Source organism: Pilimelia columellifera subsp. columellifera, from assembly GCF_039532605.1.
Classification (GTDB): domain Bacteria; phylum Actinomycetota; class Actinomycetes; order Mycobacteriales; family Micromonosporaceae; genus Pilimelia; species Pilimelia columellifera.
The window spans coordinates 1-17,041 of sequence record NZ_BAAARY010000027.1; the positions used below are offsets into that span (position 1 = coordinate 1).

General features: G+C 66.3%; 10 protein-coding genes. 2 read left to right on the forward strand and 8 right to left on the reverse strand.

Going from position 1 to position 17,041, the window contains the following annotated elements; all coding sequences use genetic code 11:
- Positions 1-163: 163 nt before the first annotated feature.
- Complete coding sequence (locus ABD287_RS16985) at positions 164-1,258, reverse strand: Wadjet anti-phage system protein JetD domain-containing protein (protein ID WP_344174278.1); 1,095 nt, start codon at positions 1,256-1,258, stop codon at positions 164-166.
- Complete coding sequence (locus ABD287_RS16990; RefSeq protein ID WP_344174280.1) at positions 1,255-3,612, reverse strand: coiled-coil domain-containing protein; 2,358 nt, start codon at positions 3,610-3,612, stop codon at positions 1,255-1,257. Before ABD287_RS16990 ends, ABD287_RS16985 begins: the two co-directional genes overlap by 4 nt.
- Positions 3,613-3,697: 85 nt before the next feature.
- On the opposite strand from ABD287_RS16990, the gene ABD287_RS16995 reads away from it, so the two are divergent.
- Together ABD287_RS16995 and ABD287_RS17000 are read left to right on the forward strand one after the other, a co-directional pair.
- Positions 3,698-4,129, forward strand: a complete 432-nt coding sequence (locus tag ABD287_RS16995) for a hypothetical protein (protein WP_344174283.1) — start codon at positions 3,698-3,700, stop codon at positions 4,127-4,129.
- Positions 4,126-5,151, forward strand: a complete 1,026-nt coding sequence (locus ABD287_RS17000; RefSeq protein ID WP_425565652.1) for an IS3 family transposase — start codon at positions 4,126-4,128, stop codon at positions 5,149-5,151. Before ABD287_RS16995 ends, ABD287_RS17000 begins: the two co-directional genes overlap by 4 nt.
- Before the next feature lie 6 nt (positions 5,152-5,157).
- Here the strand turns inward: ABD287_RS17000 and ABD287_RS17005 are convergent, their stop codons facing one another.
- The 6 genes from ABD287_RS17005 to ABD287_RS17030 form a co-directional block, all read right to left on the reverse strand.
- On the reverse strand, positions 5,158-7,251 hold the full coding sequence (locus ABD287_RS17005) for a coiled-coil domain-containing protein (protein ID WP_344174287.1): 2,094 nt from the start codon (positions 7,249-7,251) through the stop codon (positions 5,158-5,160).
- Complete coding sequence (locus ABD287_RS17010) at positions 7,251-7,973, reverse strand: hypothetical protein (RefSeq protein ID WP_344174289.1); 723 nt, start codon at positions 7,971-7,973, stop codon at positions 7,251-7,253. Before ABD287_RS17010 ends, ABD287_RS17005 begins: the two co-directional genes overlap by 1 nt.
- Positions 7,970-9,307 carry a hypothetical protein gene (locus tag ABD287_RS17015; protein WP_344174291.1) on the reverse strand — a complete coding sequence of 446 codons (1,338 nt, stop codon included), beginning with the start codon at positions 9,305-9,307 and terminating at the stop codon, positions 7,970-7,972. Before ABD287_RS17015 ends, ABD287_RS17010 begins: the two co-directional genes overlap by 4 nt.
- Before the next feature lie 728 nt (positions 9,308-10,035).
- Entirely contained in the window at positions 10,036-10,707 is a 672-nt protein-coding gene (locus ABD287_RS17020) for a hypothetical protein (protein WP_344174293.1), read from the reverse strand.
- Positions 10,708-11,111: 404 nt separating this feature from the next.
- Entirely contained in the window at positions 11,112-14,228 is a 3,117-nt protein-coding gene (locus ABD287_RS17025; RefSeq protein ID WP_344174295.1) for an NACHT domain-containing protein, read from the reverse strand.
- A gap of 691 nt (positions 14,229-14,919) precedes the next feature.
- A complete protein-coding gene (locus tag ABD287_RS17030; RefSeq protein WP_344174297.1) occupies positions 14,920-16,236 on the reverse strand; it encodes a hypothetical protein in 1,317 nt (438 codons plus the stop codon).
- Between the last annotated feature and the right edge of the window lie 805 nt (positions 16,237-17,041).

The window sequence follows — 17,041 nt, forward strand, 5'->3', positions numbered from 1 at the left end:
CGCATTCGTTGCTGCTGCATGCGCTGTCATCTGCTACCGCCGCGCCGTCCGCCTCGACCTGTTGACCAGCAACAACCCCAACTGACACACGGTCTTAGGTGGGCGACGGAGGCCGAGCTGGTCGCCGACGCCGCAGAACATGGACGGGACGCCGCGTCGGTGATCAATGTCCCGGCGAGGATGGAGGACTCGTCGCGGCGCCGCAGAGGGCGAACTCGTTCGGATCGATGTTGCTCAGTTGGCTGCGGCCAGTTGCTTCCTGAGGGATGCGTTGGCCTGCCGCGATGATGACGCCAATAGGTGCGCGCAGGTCAGGCGGGAACCAGTTGAGGATGGCGTGGTCGGCGGCGATGATCCGGGCACGCGTCTTGGGCTTGACCGGTGCGCCGACCTCGAGCAGCAGGCGGTACAGGTTCGACGCCGGGGTCAGCGGACCGAGCCCGAGGGCTTGGGCGTGATGGTTGCCGTCGGCAGCGATCTCGATACCGCGCAGGTCAACGTCTCCGTAGTAGGACAGGGGACGGGACCAGTCTGCTGGCATGGAGGCAAGGATTTGCGGGAGCTGGCTGCCTCCGGTCCAGATGACGGTGCCGACGGAGCCGTTGGCAGGCAGCCAGCAGGCGAGACTGTGGGCGGTGGTGTGGTTCTCGACCAGAAGTGCGGCGGGGCCGTCGCCGACCTGCCATTGGACCGGGGGCAGGGGTATGCGCTCGCAATGCAGGTCCGCCAGGGTAAGGCGGTTCGCGGCAAACAGTCGTCCCCGAATGAGGGCGTCGAGGGCCTTCTCCTCGCGGAGCAACTCCCAGGAGCGCTCCCGCATCGGGACGATCTCGGGCGGCTGGTGCCCCGCGAGGTAACGGTTCGCTGCATGGAGCAGGGCGAGTTCGTTGTCGGTGGGGCGTTCACTGGCGACGAACGCGGCGGCCCAGGCGAGTCGTGCGTGCCAGGCGGTGGTAACTGGCGCCGGGAGGGTGATCGGAGCCCGTTGTGCGGTGAGGCGCTGCACCCAGTTGGGTAGTGGCGGCTGGAGGGTGTGGTCCCAGGCAGTCCGGGTTGTTGCTGCTGGTGTTCGGATGAGGCCGGCGCTGGTGAGTTCGTCGAGCGCGGCGGCGAGTCTGCGGCGTGCGTCTGGGTGGCCGGCGAGCGAGAGATCCGCGGCATGGGCTGCGGTCCGCAGGACGTTGACCGGTATCCGGGTCGTCCGGTGGTTGGTGACGGCTGTGGCCAAGTGACGGGCCAACGGGCTCGGGCCGGTCACAGCAGGCTCTCCTGGAGGGGGAAGGTGAGCCTTGCGGTGGTGATGGCGGCGGCGACGTTGTCTTCGTTGACGTTGCGTTCGCTGACCTGGGCGTAGGTGCGATAGTGGTTGTGGGTGTTCTTCATCCGGATGACGTTGGGGAAGCGGCCAATGGCGCGCATGTCGGCCAGGCCGGACAGGAAGATGAGCTGAATACCGTTGGCGGCGGCGACCCGTCGTTGCAGATCCAGGAACGCTACGTAGTTGACGGTACCGAGAGGGTTGTCCATCGGTAGGACACCCAGACCGGGATGATCGGTGCCGCGGCTGGCCGCGCGTAGGCGGGCGAGCATGCAGAACAGCAACAGACTGATGGTGACCTTTTCCCCGCCGGACCATTTGCCCATCCGTTCGACAGGTTCCCGTTCGTCGGCGAGGTTGGTGGACGGCTTCAGGACGCGTGCCATGAAGTTGCCGGGACCGCCGACGGCGGCGGAGACGGCCTGCCAGATCAGGGCCTTGCCGTCGGGCTGCGTCTTGGCTTCGCTCTGCACGAGGCCGTCCACGAGTGTGCTGATGCGGCTGCGCATGACCGGAGGGCTGGTATCGACGCCGCGCTTGGGGCCGACGTCGAGGAAACGGCGATTCTTGAGGTGGTCGCCGATGCCAGCCGGGAGCTGCGCCTGCGTCTGTGCGCGTTGCAGCAACTTGAGGCACGTTCGGGCTTCTTCGCAGAGCGCGGACACGACGATCTCCTTATCCTGCTCCACCTCATCGATCTGCCCTTGAAGATTCGCTCTGTAAAGGACGATTTCTGCAATGAGATGGTCGGCTTCCTCAGCCAAGCCGGTGGTGTGCTCACCGCCGCTGAACCGAGCCTTCACCTCAGTGGAGACGGCAGCGAAGCGCGCCTCGCCGGACCAGCGGCTGATGACATGGCCGCGCTCGGTGACGGCCGCGCGGGCAGTGGCGACACTCCGGTCTGCTTTGGCCAGCTCTCGGCGCGCCGCGTCGGCCTCGCTCATGCCGTCGGTGATGGCTCCCGCATAGGCGGCGGGCGGTATGGCGGCGTCCGTGACTTGGCAGTCGTTGCTGATGAGGCTGGCGGCGAGGCTGTCGAACTGGTCGGCGTCATTCGTCAGACGCTCTATGCGCGCTTCCAGACGGGCGAGAGCCTCGGCAGCGGCCTGTTGCTGTGCGCGGTGGCACTTCTGCCTCTCTTCGGCTCCTGCCCGCAGGTGTAGCGCGTGGTCGAGGTCGGCAGGTTCGGTGACCGGCAGCATCAGCTCGGCCCGAAGTGGGCGATTGCGGCCGGCCTTCTGCAGTGCCCTGTCGGCGTCCTCCGCGTCGCTACGCTTGACGGCCCGATCACCGAGCGCCTCGGCGTACTGCTCCTCGGAGGTCGCTGTGAGTTCGGCGGTCATAGCAGGGTCGGCCGCGGCGGGTGTTGCCGCAAGGTCATCGGCCAGGTGTCGGACGTCCTGGTCTGCCGCCGCCATGGCGGCGGTTAGACGGGACATCTGCCCGGCCAGGCCCTCGATTTGGGCGGCGATCACGTTGCGCGATGCTTGAATCTGATAGGCCGTGCGGGCGGTCCCGAACGTGCTTCGCGCCTGCGCAAGGGTGACGGCCTCGGCCTCGGCGGTCGCCTCGCCCGCGGCGTCGGCGAGCTGAGTGGCCTCCCGAATGAATTCCGCGACGATCCGCCGGTCACGGCTGACATCACCATTCGCACGCTCAGCGGCCGTGCGTAACTCCCGTTCGGATGCCGCCGCGATCGCCCTAGCAGCCTCGAGGCCTTCGCGTGCGGCAGGTACCTGGGCCAGTTTGTTACGCAGTTCCGCGATGGCGGGCAGTTGGTGGGTCAGGCCGCCGAGGATATGGACGCGGGAATTCATGATCCTTTCCCTCTTAATGGTCTCCTCACGTTGTCGGCTCAGCTGCGCCGCGCGGACATTGAAGTCGCCCAGCTGCGCGGTGAGCACGCTGTGCCGCTTCTCTGCCACGTCGATCCCTGCGGTGATGCGTTTGTGCTCGGCGGCGAGGTGCTCAAGGTGGCCCGGAGGGCAGATAGTGGCCAGGAGCGCAAGTTCGTGGATCAGCTGCTTATCGCGGTCACGGGCGAGTTCAAGCTGCCGCAGGTGCTCGGCGCGAGTCGCGCTGGCCGTCTCCCGGCGCTCGACCTCCGCGGTGGCAGCGTCGCGGTCGAAGAGTGCTGCGGCTGGCGCCACGACGAAGCCGTCCACCTCGCCCGGGCCGGTGTCGATGGCGACCTGCAGGGCGCGGGTGGTGGCAACCTGAACGGTGGTGCCGGGGGTTAGCGCAGCTGCGTCCAGGCGTTGCTGAGCGACGCCTAGGTCGTCCGCGTCGTACACCAGCACCCTCCCTGTCACGCTGATGTGAGACAGCCTTCTACCAGGGGATACTTTCCTGGACGGTCTTGAAGGAGAGCGCATCAGCATGTCGTCGAAGCCCCACGAGAGCCCGGATCTGGACGCCCGGCCCCAGCGGCGGACGTTCACCGCAGAGTTCAAGGCGCGGATCCTGGACGAGTACGACACGGCACCGGATGCGGCGGCTCGTGGGGCGATCCTGCGCAGGGAACGGCTCTACGGGTCACACATTCTCGACTGGCGCAAGGCCCGGGACGCCGGAGCCTCGGCCGGCCTGACGGACCGCCGTCAAGCGGCCGCGCGGGCGGCGAAGAAAGCCGAGAACGCCGAACTCGCCCGCCTTCAGCGCGAGAACGCCCGCCTGAAGGCCGAGTTGTCGAAGACCCAGACCGCCCTGTCGATCATGGGAAAAGCGCACGCGCTCTTGGAACTGCTCTCCGAGAGCGCGGACACCGTGCCGACGCCGAGCCCGTCCTCGCCCAGGCGCAGCAGGCGCTGACAGCGTTGTGGGGCATCACGCCCGCCTGCCGGCTGACCGGCCTGTCGAGGGCGACGCTGTATCGGCGCCGCACCCCGCCAGCACCGCCGAGGCCACGCACGCCGCGTAAGCCGCCGCCGTCGGCGCTGTCGGAGGCCGAACGTGAGCAGGTGCTGCAGCTGCTGAACCGGCCCGAACACGTCGATCTGGCGCCGGCGCAGGTATGGGCCCGGGAACTCGACGAAGGCCGCTGGTGGTGTTCGGAGTCCACCATGTACCGGATCCTGCGCGCCGCCGGTCAAAGCGGTGAACGCCGTAGCCAGGCCACGCATCCGGCCCGCACCAAGCCCGAACTGGTGGCCGAGGCGGCGAACCAGGTCTGGTCCTGGGACATCACCAAGCTCCGCGGCCCACACAAGGGCGTCTGGTTCCACCTCTACACGGTGATCGACATCTGGTCCCGCTACGTCGTCGGGCACCTGATCGCCGCATACGAGGACGGGCAGCTCGCCGAAGCGCTCATCGCCGACGCCGCCGCCCGCGAACGCGTCGACCCCGATCAGCTGACCGTGCACGCCGACCGCGGCGCCGCGATGACCAGCAAGACCCTCACCCAACTCCTGACCGATCTGAAGATCGGCCGTAGCCACAGCCGACCCAAGACGTCGAACGACAACCCGTACATCGAGGCCAGCTTCAAGACACTCAAGTACGACCCGACGTTCCCCGAGCGGTTCGGGTCGATCCAACACGCCCGGCAGCACTGCGAAGCCTTCTACACCTACTACAACCACGAACACCGGCACTCCGGGATCGGCTTGCACACCCCCGCCTCGGTCCACCACGGCGCCGCCGGACAGATCCGCGAACAGCGCCAACGCACCCTCGACGCCGCCTGGGCGGCGCATCCGCAGCGGTTCGGCCGCCATCGGCCGCAGCCGCCCCGCCTCCCCGACCGGGCATGGATCAACAAACCCGACAACCACGACACGGACCAGTTCACCGGCCCGTCGGCGACCACGCAGCCAGACAGTAAAAGCTAAACAAAATCAACAAACTGTCTCAGTTGACTTGACAGGTTCCGGCAGGCCGGCGACCAGGGATGGCGCATTGGTGATGGCGCGTTGCCATAACGCAGGTGCGACCGCGTCGGCGAGGTAGTGCCAGCCGGTAGCCGCGGGAATACTGTGCTCGCGCAGGACGTCGGCGGCGCGGGTCAGGTCTAGCGATGCCGGGAGAAGGCCGGGTTGCCCAGCGAGTGATTGCAGTGCTCGCCGGTCGTCGGCGTCCTCGACGGAAAGATCGATGCGCTCGCGGTCGATCTCAATGATCGCATCAGTCAGTGCTTGCTGGAGAGCGCCGTTTTCGGCGACCGGGTCAACGGTGTCGGCCTGGGCCAGCAGAGTAAGTCGGTTGTGGCTGCCGAGCCGGCTGATCTGCTCAAGCAGCTCCTGGAGCTCGTCGTTGAGATTGCGCAGCGCGGTTTTGATGTTGGCGATCTGGGTGCCCAGCTCGCGGTGTTCAGCGTCGATGGGCGAGCGCGTTTCGGCCAGCGCGTTCGCCGCGTTCGGTATTTCCACGTCCAGCTCGTGCAGCAGCCGGGTCTGCTGGCCGGCGCACGCGGTGTGCGTGTCGGCTAGATCGGCGCCGACCGGCAGGTGCTCGTCGGCGACTGCGCTAGCCACCGATGTCTCGAACACGGTGATGCTTTGCCTCAGCTGGACGCACTCGGCAGTCAGGGCACCGAGTTCACGATCAGCCTCTGCGACCTTGTCCTGGGCCTTCCGCCGTTCCTTCTCGGCAGCGGCGGCGGTCGCCTCGTTCGTGTCGATGGTGGCTTCGAGATCGCGCCGGGATCGGTAGAGCACCGCGATCAACTGGGCGGCAGCTTGCTGGTAGCGCTGACGGACGGGAGCGGCGTCGGCTTTGTCGCGTGTCTGCTGCTCGCGGAGGCCCTTGAGCTCCGCTGACAGCTCCGCGTGCTGGACCAGGATTGGAACCAGGTGCCACGCTTGGCGTAGCTGGTCACGCTCGGCGACGGTCTTCTCCGCGTCTGCGCTGACGGCCCGGGCGGCCTCTTCGAGTAGATGCGCCGCCCACCACTGGTACTCGCGGTGTAGAGACTCGTAGACGTCGGCGTTGTCGGCGGCCTGCTTGTGACGGTCGCGTTGCTCACCAGCGTCCGCGCTGTGGCGGGCAACCTGAATGCGTGCGTGGGCGGCTGCCGCTGAGAAGGAAGCGGCCAAGTTTCGCGCACGATGGCCCTGCGTGGCGCGGCCCTCGTCGGCTTCGTGGAGTCGCTGGTGGTCTTCCTTGAGGAGTTTGAGGTGTTGGACGGCTTCACTCGTGAAGTCGAGTTCGGTGCGCAGGCGCGGGTGGCGGGCGATGCTGGCGCGGTGCTTGCCCAGCATGGTAGACAGCCTGCGGGATGTTGCAGAGTCGCCGACCAGGCTGAGTAGGTAACGCACGAACTCGTCGGTCGTAGAGAACTTGAACTGCTTCTCGATGCCGCCCTCGCTGGCGTTGATCTTCAGGATGGCGGTGAACAGAGCGGGATCAAGGCCACGGTCCTGTAGAGCGCTAGTCCACTTTCCTTGATCTTTGTAGTCGATCACCACGGAGTCCGCCTCGGGCGGCAACGCAGCGATCGCATCAGCGAACGCCTTCAGTGTCGTCGGGTGCTGGTTGCCGTCATGGAACGGCAGGACCTCGATCTCGGCAGCCGGGCGCGAAGGGGTGAACGCGTACCAACGCTGTTGCAGCTGCTCCCAGGAGGCGTTCGGGTCTGCGGGCTGGATACGGTCGGTCCATTCGTAGACGGCGCCCGTGACCATGCGTCGTCCGTCCGGGTCCTGCCACTCGATGGCGATATGGGCAGTGTCGGCGCCCAGCACGCAGTCCTCGAGGTGGCGGCCGGTCTCGGCGGTGGCAAGGTAGTCGTTACGCGCGGGCCGGATCGATGCGCAGATCAACGCGATCAGTGTGGATTTGCCGCCGCCGTTACGCATCCACAGGATGGTGTCGAGCGGGTTCCCGGTGCGGCTACCGAACTCCAGCCACACGTCGCGGAAGCGGGCGGCGGGGGCGCCGATGCGGTCGAGGTAGATCCTGCGGATCCTCCACAGCCTGGCAGGAGCGGGCATCAGTTGGTCTCCGATTCGCGTCGGGCAGTGCGCAGCGCTTCGAGAGCTTCACCGCCGCCGACGTCGGCGACCAAGAGCCGGAAGCGGTCGGTGAGCTGGTACGTGGTGGCGCCCATGGTCGGCGCTGGGCGGGCCGCTCCGCGGTCGACGAGCCAGCCGAGGACCTCGCCGATGGCCCACTGCGTGCATCCCTTGGCAGGGCCTGCCTGGTTCGCCTTGGGTAGGAAGGCACTCATCCGGTCGTAGAGGTCGGCGGCCCGACGTGCCTGTGCGTCGTTGCCGTCTTCGCCAGTTGTTGCGGCCACACGCGCAATTGCCGAGCGGATGAAGGCGTCCAGGTTGACAACTTCGACGATCTTTACGTCGGTGCTGTCCAGGTCCCGCGGGTGGGGGAAGGCGTACGCGGCGATCGCAAGGGTTACTAGACCGGCCACCAGCTTGTCGTCCGGGCCCATGTTGGTGCTACGTAGGTCGGAGGTGCGGGTAGCGAACACGCTGCCGGGTTGGGTGGTCACCACGATGCCGGTACGCGCCGGAGTGCCTAGTACGGCGAGACCGAGTCCGCTGGCGAGTACCTCGACCAACTCGCTGAATGCCGCCTCGGTGCGGTAGCGGTGCAGCAGCAGCCCGTAAGGGTTTCCGTCAGTTGGACGGGCGCCGTGGCGCAGCCCGAAGGTCACCAGTTCAGCGGCGCGTCGGACGTCTTCCAGGGAAATACTCATGAGGCCGCCTCAATCGCGGAGATCATCAACTGGTTGCCCCACACCATGGGCCGGTCGATGGTGTGGGCTGTGCGCTCTGCTTCCAGGGCCGCAATCAAGGTGTCGATGCCGGCAGAGGGTGAATCTCCCGGTTCGGGCAGGTCGGGAGCGTAGGCCCACAGGGCTGCAAGGGTGACTAGTTCGATGAGGTCCTCGACCGCTCCGTCCACCTCGTCGGGGTCGACGGCGGTGGCGGCGTCGACCAACTGGGTGAGCGGTACCGGCCCGTGTTCGGCCTGGCGCAGAATCTTCGTGGCTGCCGCGATGACTTTTGGCGGGTATGCCTGGGCATCGGCCTCGTCGGCGTTGCCGGGGTCCTCCGGGGCGTACCCGACCGGCGTGACCTGCCGGGTCGAAGCGAGCAGAGTGTCCACCAGATCACCCAGGTGTAGCACCCGCGGGAGCCGGAACCCCAGAATCCGGTCGGTGAACGCCTCGCCGACGGCCTGCGCATCGGCGGTGGTCATCGTCAGGATCGGTTCGAACAGCTCCCGTTCGACGTTGAGCAGCCGTAACCGCACGGGCCGGCTGAACACCTGGCGCAGTTGCGCCTGCTGGAGCACCTCCCGTGCGCCGGCGGCACGAGACGCGAGATCGAGGTGCACGTCGCGGATCCGCTGCAACGTCTCGACCAGATCACCGGACGCGCGTCGAACGGCAGCATCCGACTCCGCATCGATACCGGACATGACATGACCGATCACCTGGCCGTCCGCTTCGATCCGCGCCTTCACGTGCTTGCGCGCACGGGCCAGCCGTGCAGGAACATCCACCAGCCAGTCGGCTGAACGTACGTCGCGGCGAGTCGACTCGATGATGTCTGCGAGGGTGGCAGCCATCGCCACCGATGCACGCTCGGCCGTCTCCGCGGTGCGGCCGGCAGCCTCGAAACGGCGGTCGTCCAACTGGCGACGCAATACCACCGACAGGGCCTCCTCAGCGTCATCGACATCGAGGTTCAGACCGTTGAGGTAGAGCATGACCGCCTGCGGCGACGCCTGCACGACCGCGCCGGACGGGCTGTCCTGCAACGACAGCAGCCTGAAGGCATACTCCTCCCGCCGGTGCGGCGTTGAACGAATGTCATGAAAGACGTATACGAACTTGCCTTGATTCTCGGCATCGTTGAGCAGACCCCGAACCACCCACCGCGCAGTCTCAACCGCCGCCGCCGAGTCCTCCCGGCCGTCCATCAGCCGAGCGAGCCCGGCGACGGTATCCACCAACTGCGCCAGAGTGATTTGCCGGGCGAACCCCATCGAGGCGACCGCCACGTCGATCGCGGCGAGGGCCAACTGCCGCAGGTCGAAGACGTCATCGTCGATACCGGCATGTCCCGCGTTGCGAACCAGGCGAGCCACCGGGTCGGTGAGAACTAGCGCTCGCCACCTTGCCCGCACCGACGCGTCCCCGGCAGGCGAGCGAATCTCGATTGTCGACGGCTCCGACGACGCGTCCTCGACCGTGAAAAGATCGGGGTGGTGCTCATGTACTGCCAAGCGGTCCTCCTCAACGACCGAGCTAAATCGACAGTCTGTGGTCCATCGAAGACAGACGGTTGCACACGGGTGTGACAGCCCCGGCGTCATACGTCATGTGGGGGAGTAGCCTAGATGGCTGGGTAGGCCCTGACTGCCCCGAAAGCTCACAGCCACAGTCCGCACGGTGAAACGGACGCGCCGACAACGCGTTCGACTTCGCAGACATGTTCGACCGCCTCATGGTCCTCAACATCGACCGAGCCGCCATGCGTGACCGGCTGCTGACCCGAGCCGGCGGCAACGACTACGGCCGCACGCCCGACACCCTCCATCACGCACTCACCAAGCACGCCGCATTCGCCGAGCCTCCGCAGGCCGGCCCGCGTGGGCGTGCGCTTCACCTTGTAGGGCGCGCTGGCCGGTTCGGTCAGGCGCGACCGCTAGCCTGTGCGCCCCGTGACACCATTTCTTACGGCCCCCGGTTGGCGATGTGGTCGCCGCAGTCCTCGTCGCAGCCCGCTCGGCGAGCTGCCACTGCGGATCTAGATGGGGATAGTGGACGGCAGCGACCATCTCGCGGGGTTGGTCTCGCCTCCGCCCGCGAGCAGGGTTCGGGCATTGGCGTCGAGCCGCCGGATGTTGATGCCATCGAAGGCGTACGACGCTGAGTAGATTCGGGAGACCTGTGCGCCATCTTCAGGCCATCGGTGGTGGGGCATCGTGGTTTCCTTTGCCGCCAGAATGGTCCACATCAGGCACTGTTTACTAGCCGCGAGTGCCGAGCCGAGAAGGCCGGCCTCGACGTGGACGGTATCCGGGCCGGTGCCGCGCGCGGCGAAGCTTTCTGCGAGCGTCTGGGTGCCGCGGCCCCACTGAAACTCGCCCGTGCGGTTGAGGTTGAGGGCGGTGCAGAGCGCAGTGGAGGGCATGTAGGTGTAGAGGTGTTTGCTGTCAGACCGGTCCCAGTCGCTGACGCCGCCGTAGCGGGTCGTTGTCACCGTCAGGGCTCCCGGGGTGGCCCCTTCTCCCGGAGTGCTGTTTCGCCCTTCTAGGTTAGGCCAGTCGGCTTCGTACGGGTGGTCGGCGAGCAAGAGCCCGGTTGGGCTGCCTGACTCGGGCATCCAGCGACCGTGCCAGTTCTTGCCATCGGCCCACATCTCCCATGCCGGCAAGTCCTGGGCGTCGATGAGGTACGAGCGAATTTGCGCCCACACAACGTGATGGGGCTCCCGGTCGGCGGCCTTCTCGGGCGCCTGTGGTTGGGACCAGTGGTAGTCCCCCCCCGAGGGTTAGCCACGTTTTCCCCGCGGCGTCCTTGCACACGAGCTGGCGATCGAGCTCTGGGATGTGGTTGTCGTTGCTGGCCCAGCCAGGGTCAAGGTGACTGGGAAAGTTCACCTCTGCAGGTGCGTACCACTGCGGCGGAGTGTCTGCGTAGACCCGGTTCTCGGTGCGGCGCTGGAGGACGGAGGGGTCAATGTCGTGGCCCCGGACGTCGAGCGGTGTCTCGTAGTGGGTTCGGTCGTCGTCACGTTGGCTCGGGTTGAGCTCGAATCGGTCTGTGATGCGGCCGACGAGTTGCTTGAACGCGATCCAGGTGTACTTCAGTGCGTAACCGTCATGCTCTTTCTCGTGTGCGGAGCGCATGCGTGAGATGTTTCGGTCGATACGTTCGAAGCGTTCCGGGGTCCAGCCGAGGGTGAGTGCCTGTTCGAAGAGGATCAGCCCCAGCTGGTCCGCGTTGAGGTCGTTGCCCAGTTTGAAGGTCGAGACTAGGGATTCGACTTCGTGCTTGCGGAAGTCGTCGAAGTCGGACATAGCCAGATGGTGCACAGCGTTGTATCGGTAGTCCGGCGGGCCGGTAAGCTCCCGCGCTTCCCGTTTGCTCTGCTTTGGCGAAATCCACTGTGATGCGTAGGGCGGTTGGATGCGTGCAGCGACGTCGGCGATGTCTGGCTCCCAGTCGACCTTCAGAGCTGCGTCGATCGCCCGACGGGCATAGTCGCGGCTCAGGTAGTTCTCCGGCCAGTAGTCGCGCGCGAGGGTGAATTCCGCGACGGCCGTTGCAACGCTCACGACGGCGTTCCGGTCGAATGCGCTGGGTGATGCCGCACCCCACCGACAGCAGACGCTCCTCGACGTAGTCGTCGTTGACATCGATGAAGCGGTTCAGGATCGGGCCGTACAGGTGCGGGGCGCGTTCCAGTAGCGCGATGAGTGCTTTCGTGGCGTTGTCCCGGGTTGGCCGGTGGGTCGAGCACAACGCCCAGCACAGCGCCAGCGAGGCAAGGCGGCGGGTGTGGTCGTCGGAGTGGTAGCCCGCATCAGACCACGCCCACTCGATCAGGGCGTGAAGGGGGCCATTGGACTCCTGCTGCTGATCGCAGAAGTTGGACCAGGCGGTGTCCCGTTCCGGCATCGTCAGGTCAATGAGCTGGCCGTGAAGCCACTCCGCGTTCAGCGAGTGGCCGGGGACGGTGGCGACATGCAGCAGCGCGCTGTTCGCGTCGTCCGCGTAGTAGCGGTGAGCCCGGAGCCCCTGGACCAGTTCCTTGGTGCGGTCACTGACCGCGTCTGGTCGGCGCCAACTGACGCTGACAAGGAAGTCGCCGTATGCTGAATAGTCATCGACCGAGATCTCGAGAAGGTCCACGAGCTCGACGCCGTGATGCTCGGGAAGGAGAGTTGCGAGGGCCTGAAGAATCCCAGCGTTACTGTGCCAGCGCTCGGCCAGGGTTTGTATCTCGCTCTTCAGGCCGTCAATGCCGTCGGCGATGATGAGGCGGGCTCCGGCGATGTCGCCCAGCCGCTCGTAACCGAACCGGATGTAGCGCTGCCCCTTGACCGAGAGCTCGGAAAAGACCGCCTCCTTCAATAGCCCGTTGAGCAGGCTGCGACTCCACGTGCGCTCGGGAAGCAGCGACGAGGTGATGTGGTCGACCTCATCCCATGGCAGCCGTCGCCCGCGTCCCCGCATGGCGGCGGCCACCTGCTCGACGGCACGCTGGACCAGCCCGGCACCGGGAGCGTAGTCGCAGCGGTCCTCGGACGAGAGCCGCGTGTCCATCGCCTCGAGGAAGCTGCCGTAGATCCAGGAGGCTCCCAAGCCCTCCCGAGGAAAACGCGTTTCCCCGTTAGTCTCCAACGCCGTGCAGAGGAGCTTAAGGAACAGTGGATTGGTCAGTTCGGGGTCCAGCATCGGGAACGAGGGACGCTCGATCTTGTACCAGTCCAAGAATGTCCGAACAGCCTCCTGCGGGACCTCCTCGAACCCTGAATGCGGGAAGGCCGGCAGACGGTACTGCAGGGTGTCGGACAGTGTTTCGGTGAGGAACTCAGTGCGACACGTGAGAACCACCCTGATGTGTTGGTGCTGCGCGGCGTCGTTGAGGAAGCTCTGCAGATACCTGTTCCATAGGCTTCGATCATTCGGTTCGTTCAGCCCGTCGATGAGGATCAGGCCGACCTGTTCAGCAGCCTGACATGCGGCCTCAAACGTAGCCAGCAGCGCACCTTCGGGATTTCGGAAGCCGATGATACGGCCGAGATCCGCCTCGATCGGCCCGGTCTCGAATTGTTCACCGAGGACGATGATCGTCGGGAGGCCATTGGCGACGCGTGCCTCAGCGAGATCGCAGAGTAGGTGAGTCTTGCCGGCGCCACCCGGACCGGTAATCAGAACTGCTGCCGCTTCGAAGGCGCGCCAGGATCTTCCTTCCATGAAGGAGTTCAGTTCGCCCAGAGCCGCGCGGAGTGCCGACACTTGGCTGTGGAGGCTGCCGGCGCTGTTGATGTAGAGGCGGTCATCTGTCAGGCAGTGTTCTCGGAGCAGCTCGGCGACGCCTCGAAGGGCCCCTTGTGTAGGGAACACCGTGGAACTCAAATCCGGAAGCGTTCCCGTCGCTCGGCCCGCCACCTGGGCCGCTTCGCCGAGTTGGCCGTCGAGATCCTTCAGCGCGACGTCCAGCGCTGATAGCGCTGGCTCGAACAGGTCCGGCCGCTCGTCGGGCTTCGACAGGCCAAACGTGCCGCGCCCCCGCCGCAAGGCCGCACGTCTCGTGCGCACCGCCACCTCGAACGACGGCCGGCGGGCGAGACCCTCGAACGCGGCCCCGATGGGCAGTTCTACATTGAGCTTGGGGCTGTAGCGTCCACCCGCATCTGCTGCAGCCGCCGCAGCGATACCCCTAAATCGCTCCTGCGTGAAAACTTCAAGATCGAACCAGTATCGTAGCCGTCCAGCTTGCGACGGCTGCAGAAGGCACACGTTGAGTTCGGCGGCACCGAGGTACACGAACTCGACCGTCATGCCGGCCTCTGACGCGGCGGCCTCCCAGGCGGCGACGTGCGTGTTCCACTTCGTCCACGCGCTCGCCGTCCTCTCGGTGTCACCACCGGGACGGTCGTAGGGCAAGATCACGTAGTAGCGGGCCAACACGGGTTCCTGCTGCAACGTCCGCCGGACCGACTTGTCGATCTGACGCCACTCAGCGTCGCCCAGCCTGAAGAGGTACTTGGTCTGCCAAGCCCAGACCTCACCGCTTGGAAGCTTGCCGCGCCCTTCCCGCCCACCGTCGGGGTTGCCCAACCGCGTGAGGTCGGAGCCGGCGGGCCACGTGACCAGCCCGCCGGCCATCATCAGCTGACTACCGAGCTCCTCGAACCCGTCCTGGCGTGAGCCGGTGGGTGCCTTGCCGCGGATTTGCTGCCAGTTGATCTCGGGGAGCTGAGGCACGGAGGCTCGCATTCGAACACGCGACGTAGCAAGAGGCTGGGACGGTGAGCTGCCGAGAGGATCAGTGGTGGCCGCCTCGTACTAGCGTACGAGCCTCGCCGGGTCCTGGGTGGGGGAGACACGCCGGCCGGAGAAGCGCGTGGTACCCAGATCCGGGTGAGGTAGGGGTCCTCTACCCTGCGGTCCAGAGAGCGACGCTCCGCGAGCGGCGTTCCCCTGCGGGTCACGCTCGGGAGACTGGTTATCAGTCACCCCAGAGGCGGATCTCGATGTCCGTGCAGGCGCCCAACCGGGTCCGGTAATCCTCCCAGCCGGTGATCCACCGCGCGGGTCGTCAGGGCCGAACTGGCGGGCGGTGAAGGTCAACCATGACGCCCATCCCGATCAGTGTGATCCGGTGTGCGATGGCCAGCACCTCTCGTCGACGAAGCCGGCCACGGATGTGGGGCGTGTTCGTATCCGGTGTTGTCGCGGCCCGGCCCCTGCCCCGGGCCGGGTTCCGGGACCGCGACGCGGTGACCACACGGGCGTACCGCAACGACCTGCGGAGCGACCGGACCACTGTGTGAACGCAGTGTCCTTCGGCGCGATTGGCGCGGGTGTCGTGATCGTCCAGCAGTCGGCGGTGTCCGTGGTTCGTGGAGGAGGTGAGCGGCCGGCCTTGGTGGCGTTTCCGGGGCCTCTCGATGTCTTATGCCGGCATCTCCCGAGCACGCGGCTGCGCCCATGGCGTTGCCACGTCCGGCGGCAGGGGGACCGTGGCGAGGGTTCCGGCGGTAGCTGTGTGGTGCGGCCCGACATTGAGTGTCTCGGCGTGGCAGTTGTTGCACTGGCCGTGAGGTTGGCAGCCTGCTGCCGTGACGATGTTGCGGACGTGCTGGTAGGCGTCGTTGGGGTGGTCGGCCTTGACCGCGTACCAGGTGCCGGCCTGGGCATCGCAGGGCGCGGCGGCAGCGTGCTGCGGCCGGACGGGCTGACACAGCAGGTCGTCATGATGGCGGATGAGGAAGGTCTGGTCGAGGTGGTCGATCATGTCTGATTGGGTCTTGTGCTGCGCGTACCAGGCGGCGGCGTCGGTGATGGTGCCCGGCCCCCAGAGTAGGTCTGTCGGGTAGAGGGTGGCCTCGACCCGAGAGTCGTAGGAGCGTAGGGCGGGGTCGGCGTAGCCCTCGTCGGGTCGAAAGACCGCACGGAGGATGATGCACTGCCATGGCCGGTCGTCTGGATCGACTGAGTCTGCCAGGGCCTCGGCAGTCACGGTGATCCGCTCGCTGCCGTCGGTCGACCATGCCATCACGACGACCTCACGTCGGGTCGGTGCGGGGTACAACCGTCCCCCTGGAGTCGACGCGCCCCACAGCTGGTTGATGATTTCAGCGAGATCGTGCAGAGTCCGGGCCGCTTCCACCGGGCCGTACAACTGGTAGCCGGTAGGGTGCGCGACGAAGTTCCGTAGCTCGACCAGCGCTCGTTCGATCCCGTGGTTGCGTTGTCCCCGCAACAGGCCGGCCTTGCGCGCCCAAGTGCGCAGGTCGTGGAGCATGCCGTCGCGGAAGGCCATCGTGGCACCCCTCGCCAGCCGTAGCCGCCAGCACTGCCGGCCGCGTGGTGGCCGGTTGGCCCGCAGGAACGAATGGACGTCGACGTAGCGGGCCACTGCAACGTGGTGCTCGGCGCCGATGTGGTCGATGAAGGTAACGGTCCCGCCGTGGAAGTCGACGAAGCGATCGCGAAGGGCCTGCTCGATGACAAGGAGGGCGTGGTCGCCGACGAGGGTGTAGATCTCGTAGCACAGCACGCCGTACGCGAACACGGTCCGCAGGTGCTCGTAGCTGTTACGGGTACCCTCGGCGACTCGATCGTCGAGGGTGAACCGACCGGCAACTTCCTGCTGGTACTCCGCGGCGTCCTCAGGCCGCAGTTGCAGACCGACGCCGAGCCCGCCGGGAAGACACCGCAGGGTCCGTTCGTCGGCCCGCTGCAGTCCTTCGAAGGATCTGATCGACATCCTGATTGGTCCTTTCCAGCGAGAGAGCAGCCGACCAGAATACGACACACTCGGCTCACCGAAAAGGCACCGTCCAGGATGTACGCCGTCCACAGCGGCGCCGACGCGCTGGCCTCCCCGCGGCGACACCCCGTACGGTGAGGCGCCCCGACCCTGACCTGATCCTGATCGACCTGAAGACGCTCGTCGTGCATCGGCACGAAGTTCTCACCGTGACCAAGACCAGTCCGACACTCGGACCATCCCAGTCGTGGTCCTCACCACCTCCGCCGGGCTGGCCGACATCACCAGCAGCTACAACGCCCATGTCAGGCTAGCTTGTGGTCGGTTATTATATCTGCGCGCCGACCTGCCGAAACCTTGAACCGCGGGTGATCAACGGTCGTCACTTCTTGTCAACGCTTCGCAAGGGTTTTCGGGGGGGTAAACGCGGGGTGATTGCCCGTGGCCCGCATGGCCGGTCCGCCGGAAGCGTCACGTAGCGCAGGTTGGTGCCCTGCCGGGGGCACGTCACAGAACTGCAAAGCACGACGTTGCTGGCCGACCACTGATCGTGGAAGCCAGTTTCGCGTTCGAGTAGACGATCGAAGATGCCCCGGGCCAGTCGGCCGGGGCATTTTCTTGTTAACTCCTTGAACGTCGTCTGGGCCGTCGGATCGCGGCTACGTGTACGGCCGGTCGGTAGGGAGAAAATGGCGTCGGGCTCGCTAGTATCGCGTGTCTGAGGTCTTTTGACGGTTGGCTTTGGTGAGGATGTCGGCGGCGGTTTTGGTCCAGCGGAACGGTTCGCAGCGCTGGTTGTAGC

Bases quoted from the DNA above. Each gene is read 5' to 3' on its own strand.
- ABD287_RS17010 (WP_344174289.1), bottom strand. From the start codon at position 7,973: ATGAGTATTTCCCTGGAAGACGTCCGACGCGCCGCTGAACTGGTGACC.
- ABD287_RS16995 (WP_344174283.1), top strand. From the start codon at position 3,698: ATGTCGTCGAAGCCCCACGAGAGCCCGGATCTGGACGCCCGGCCCCAG.
- ABD287_RS17030 (WP_344174297.1), bottom strand. From the start codon at position 16,236: ATGTCGATCAGATCCTTCGAAGGACTGCAGCGGGCCGACGAACGGACC.
- ABD287_RS17005 (WP_344174287.1), bottom strand. From the start codon at position 7,251: ATGCCCGCTCCTGCCAGGCTGTGGAGGATCCGCAGGATCTACCTCGAC.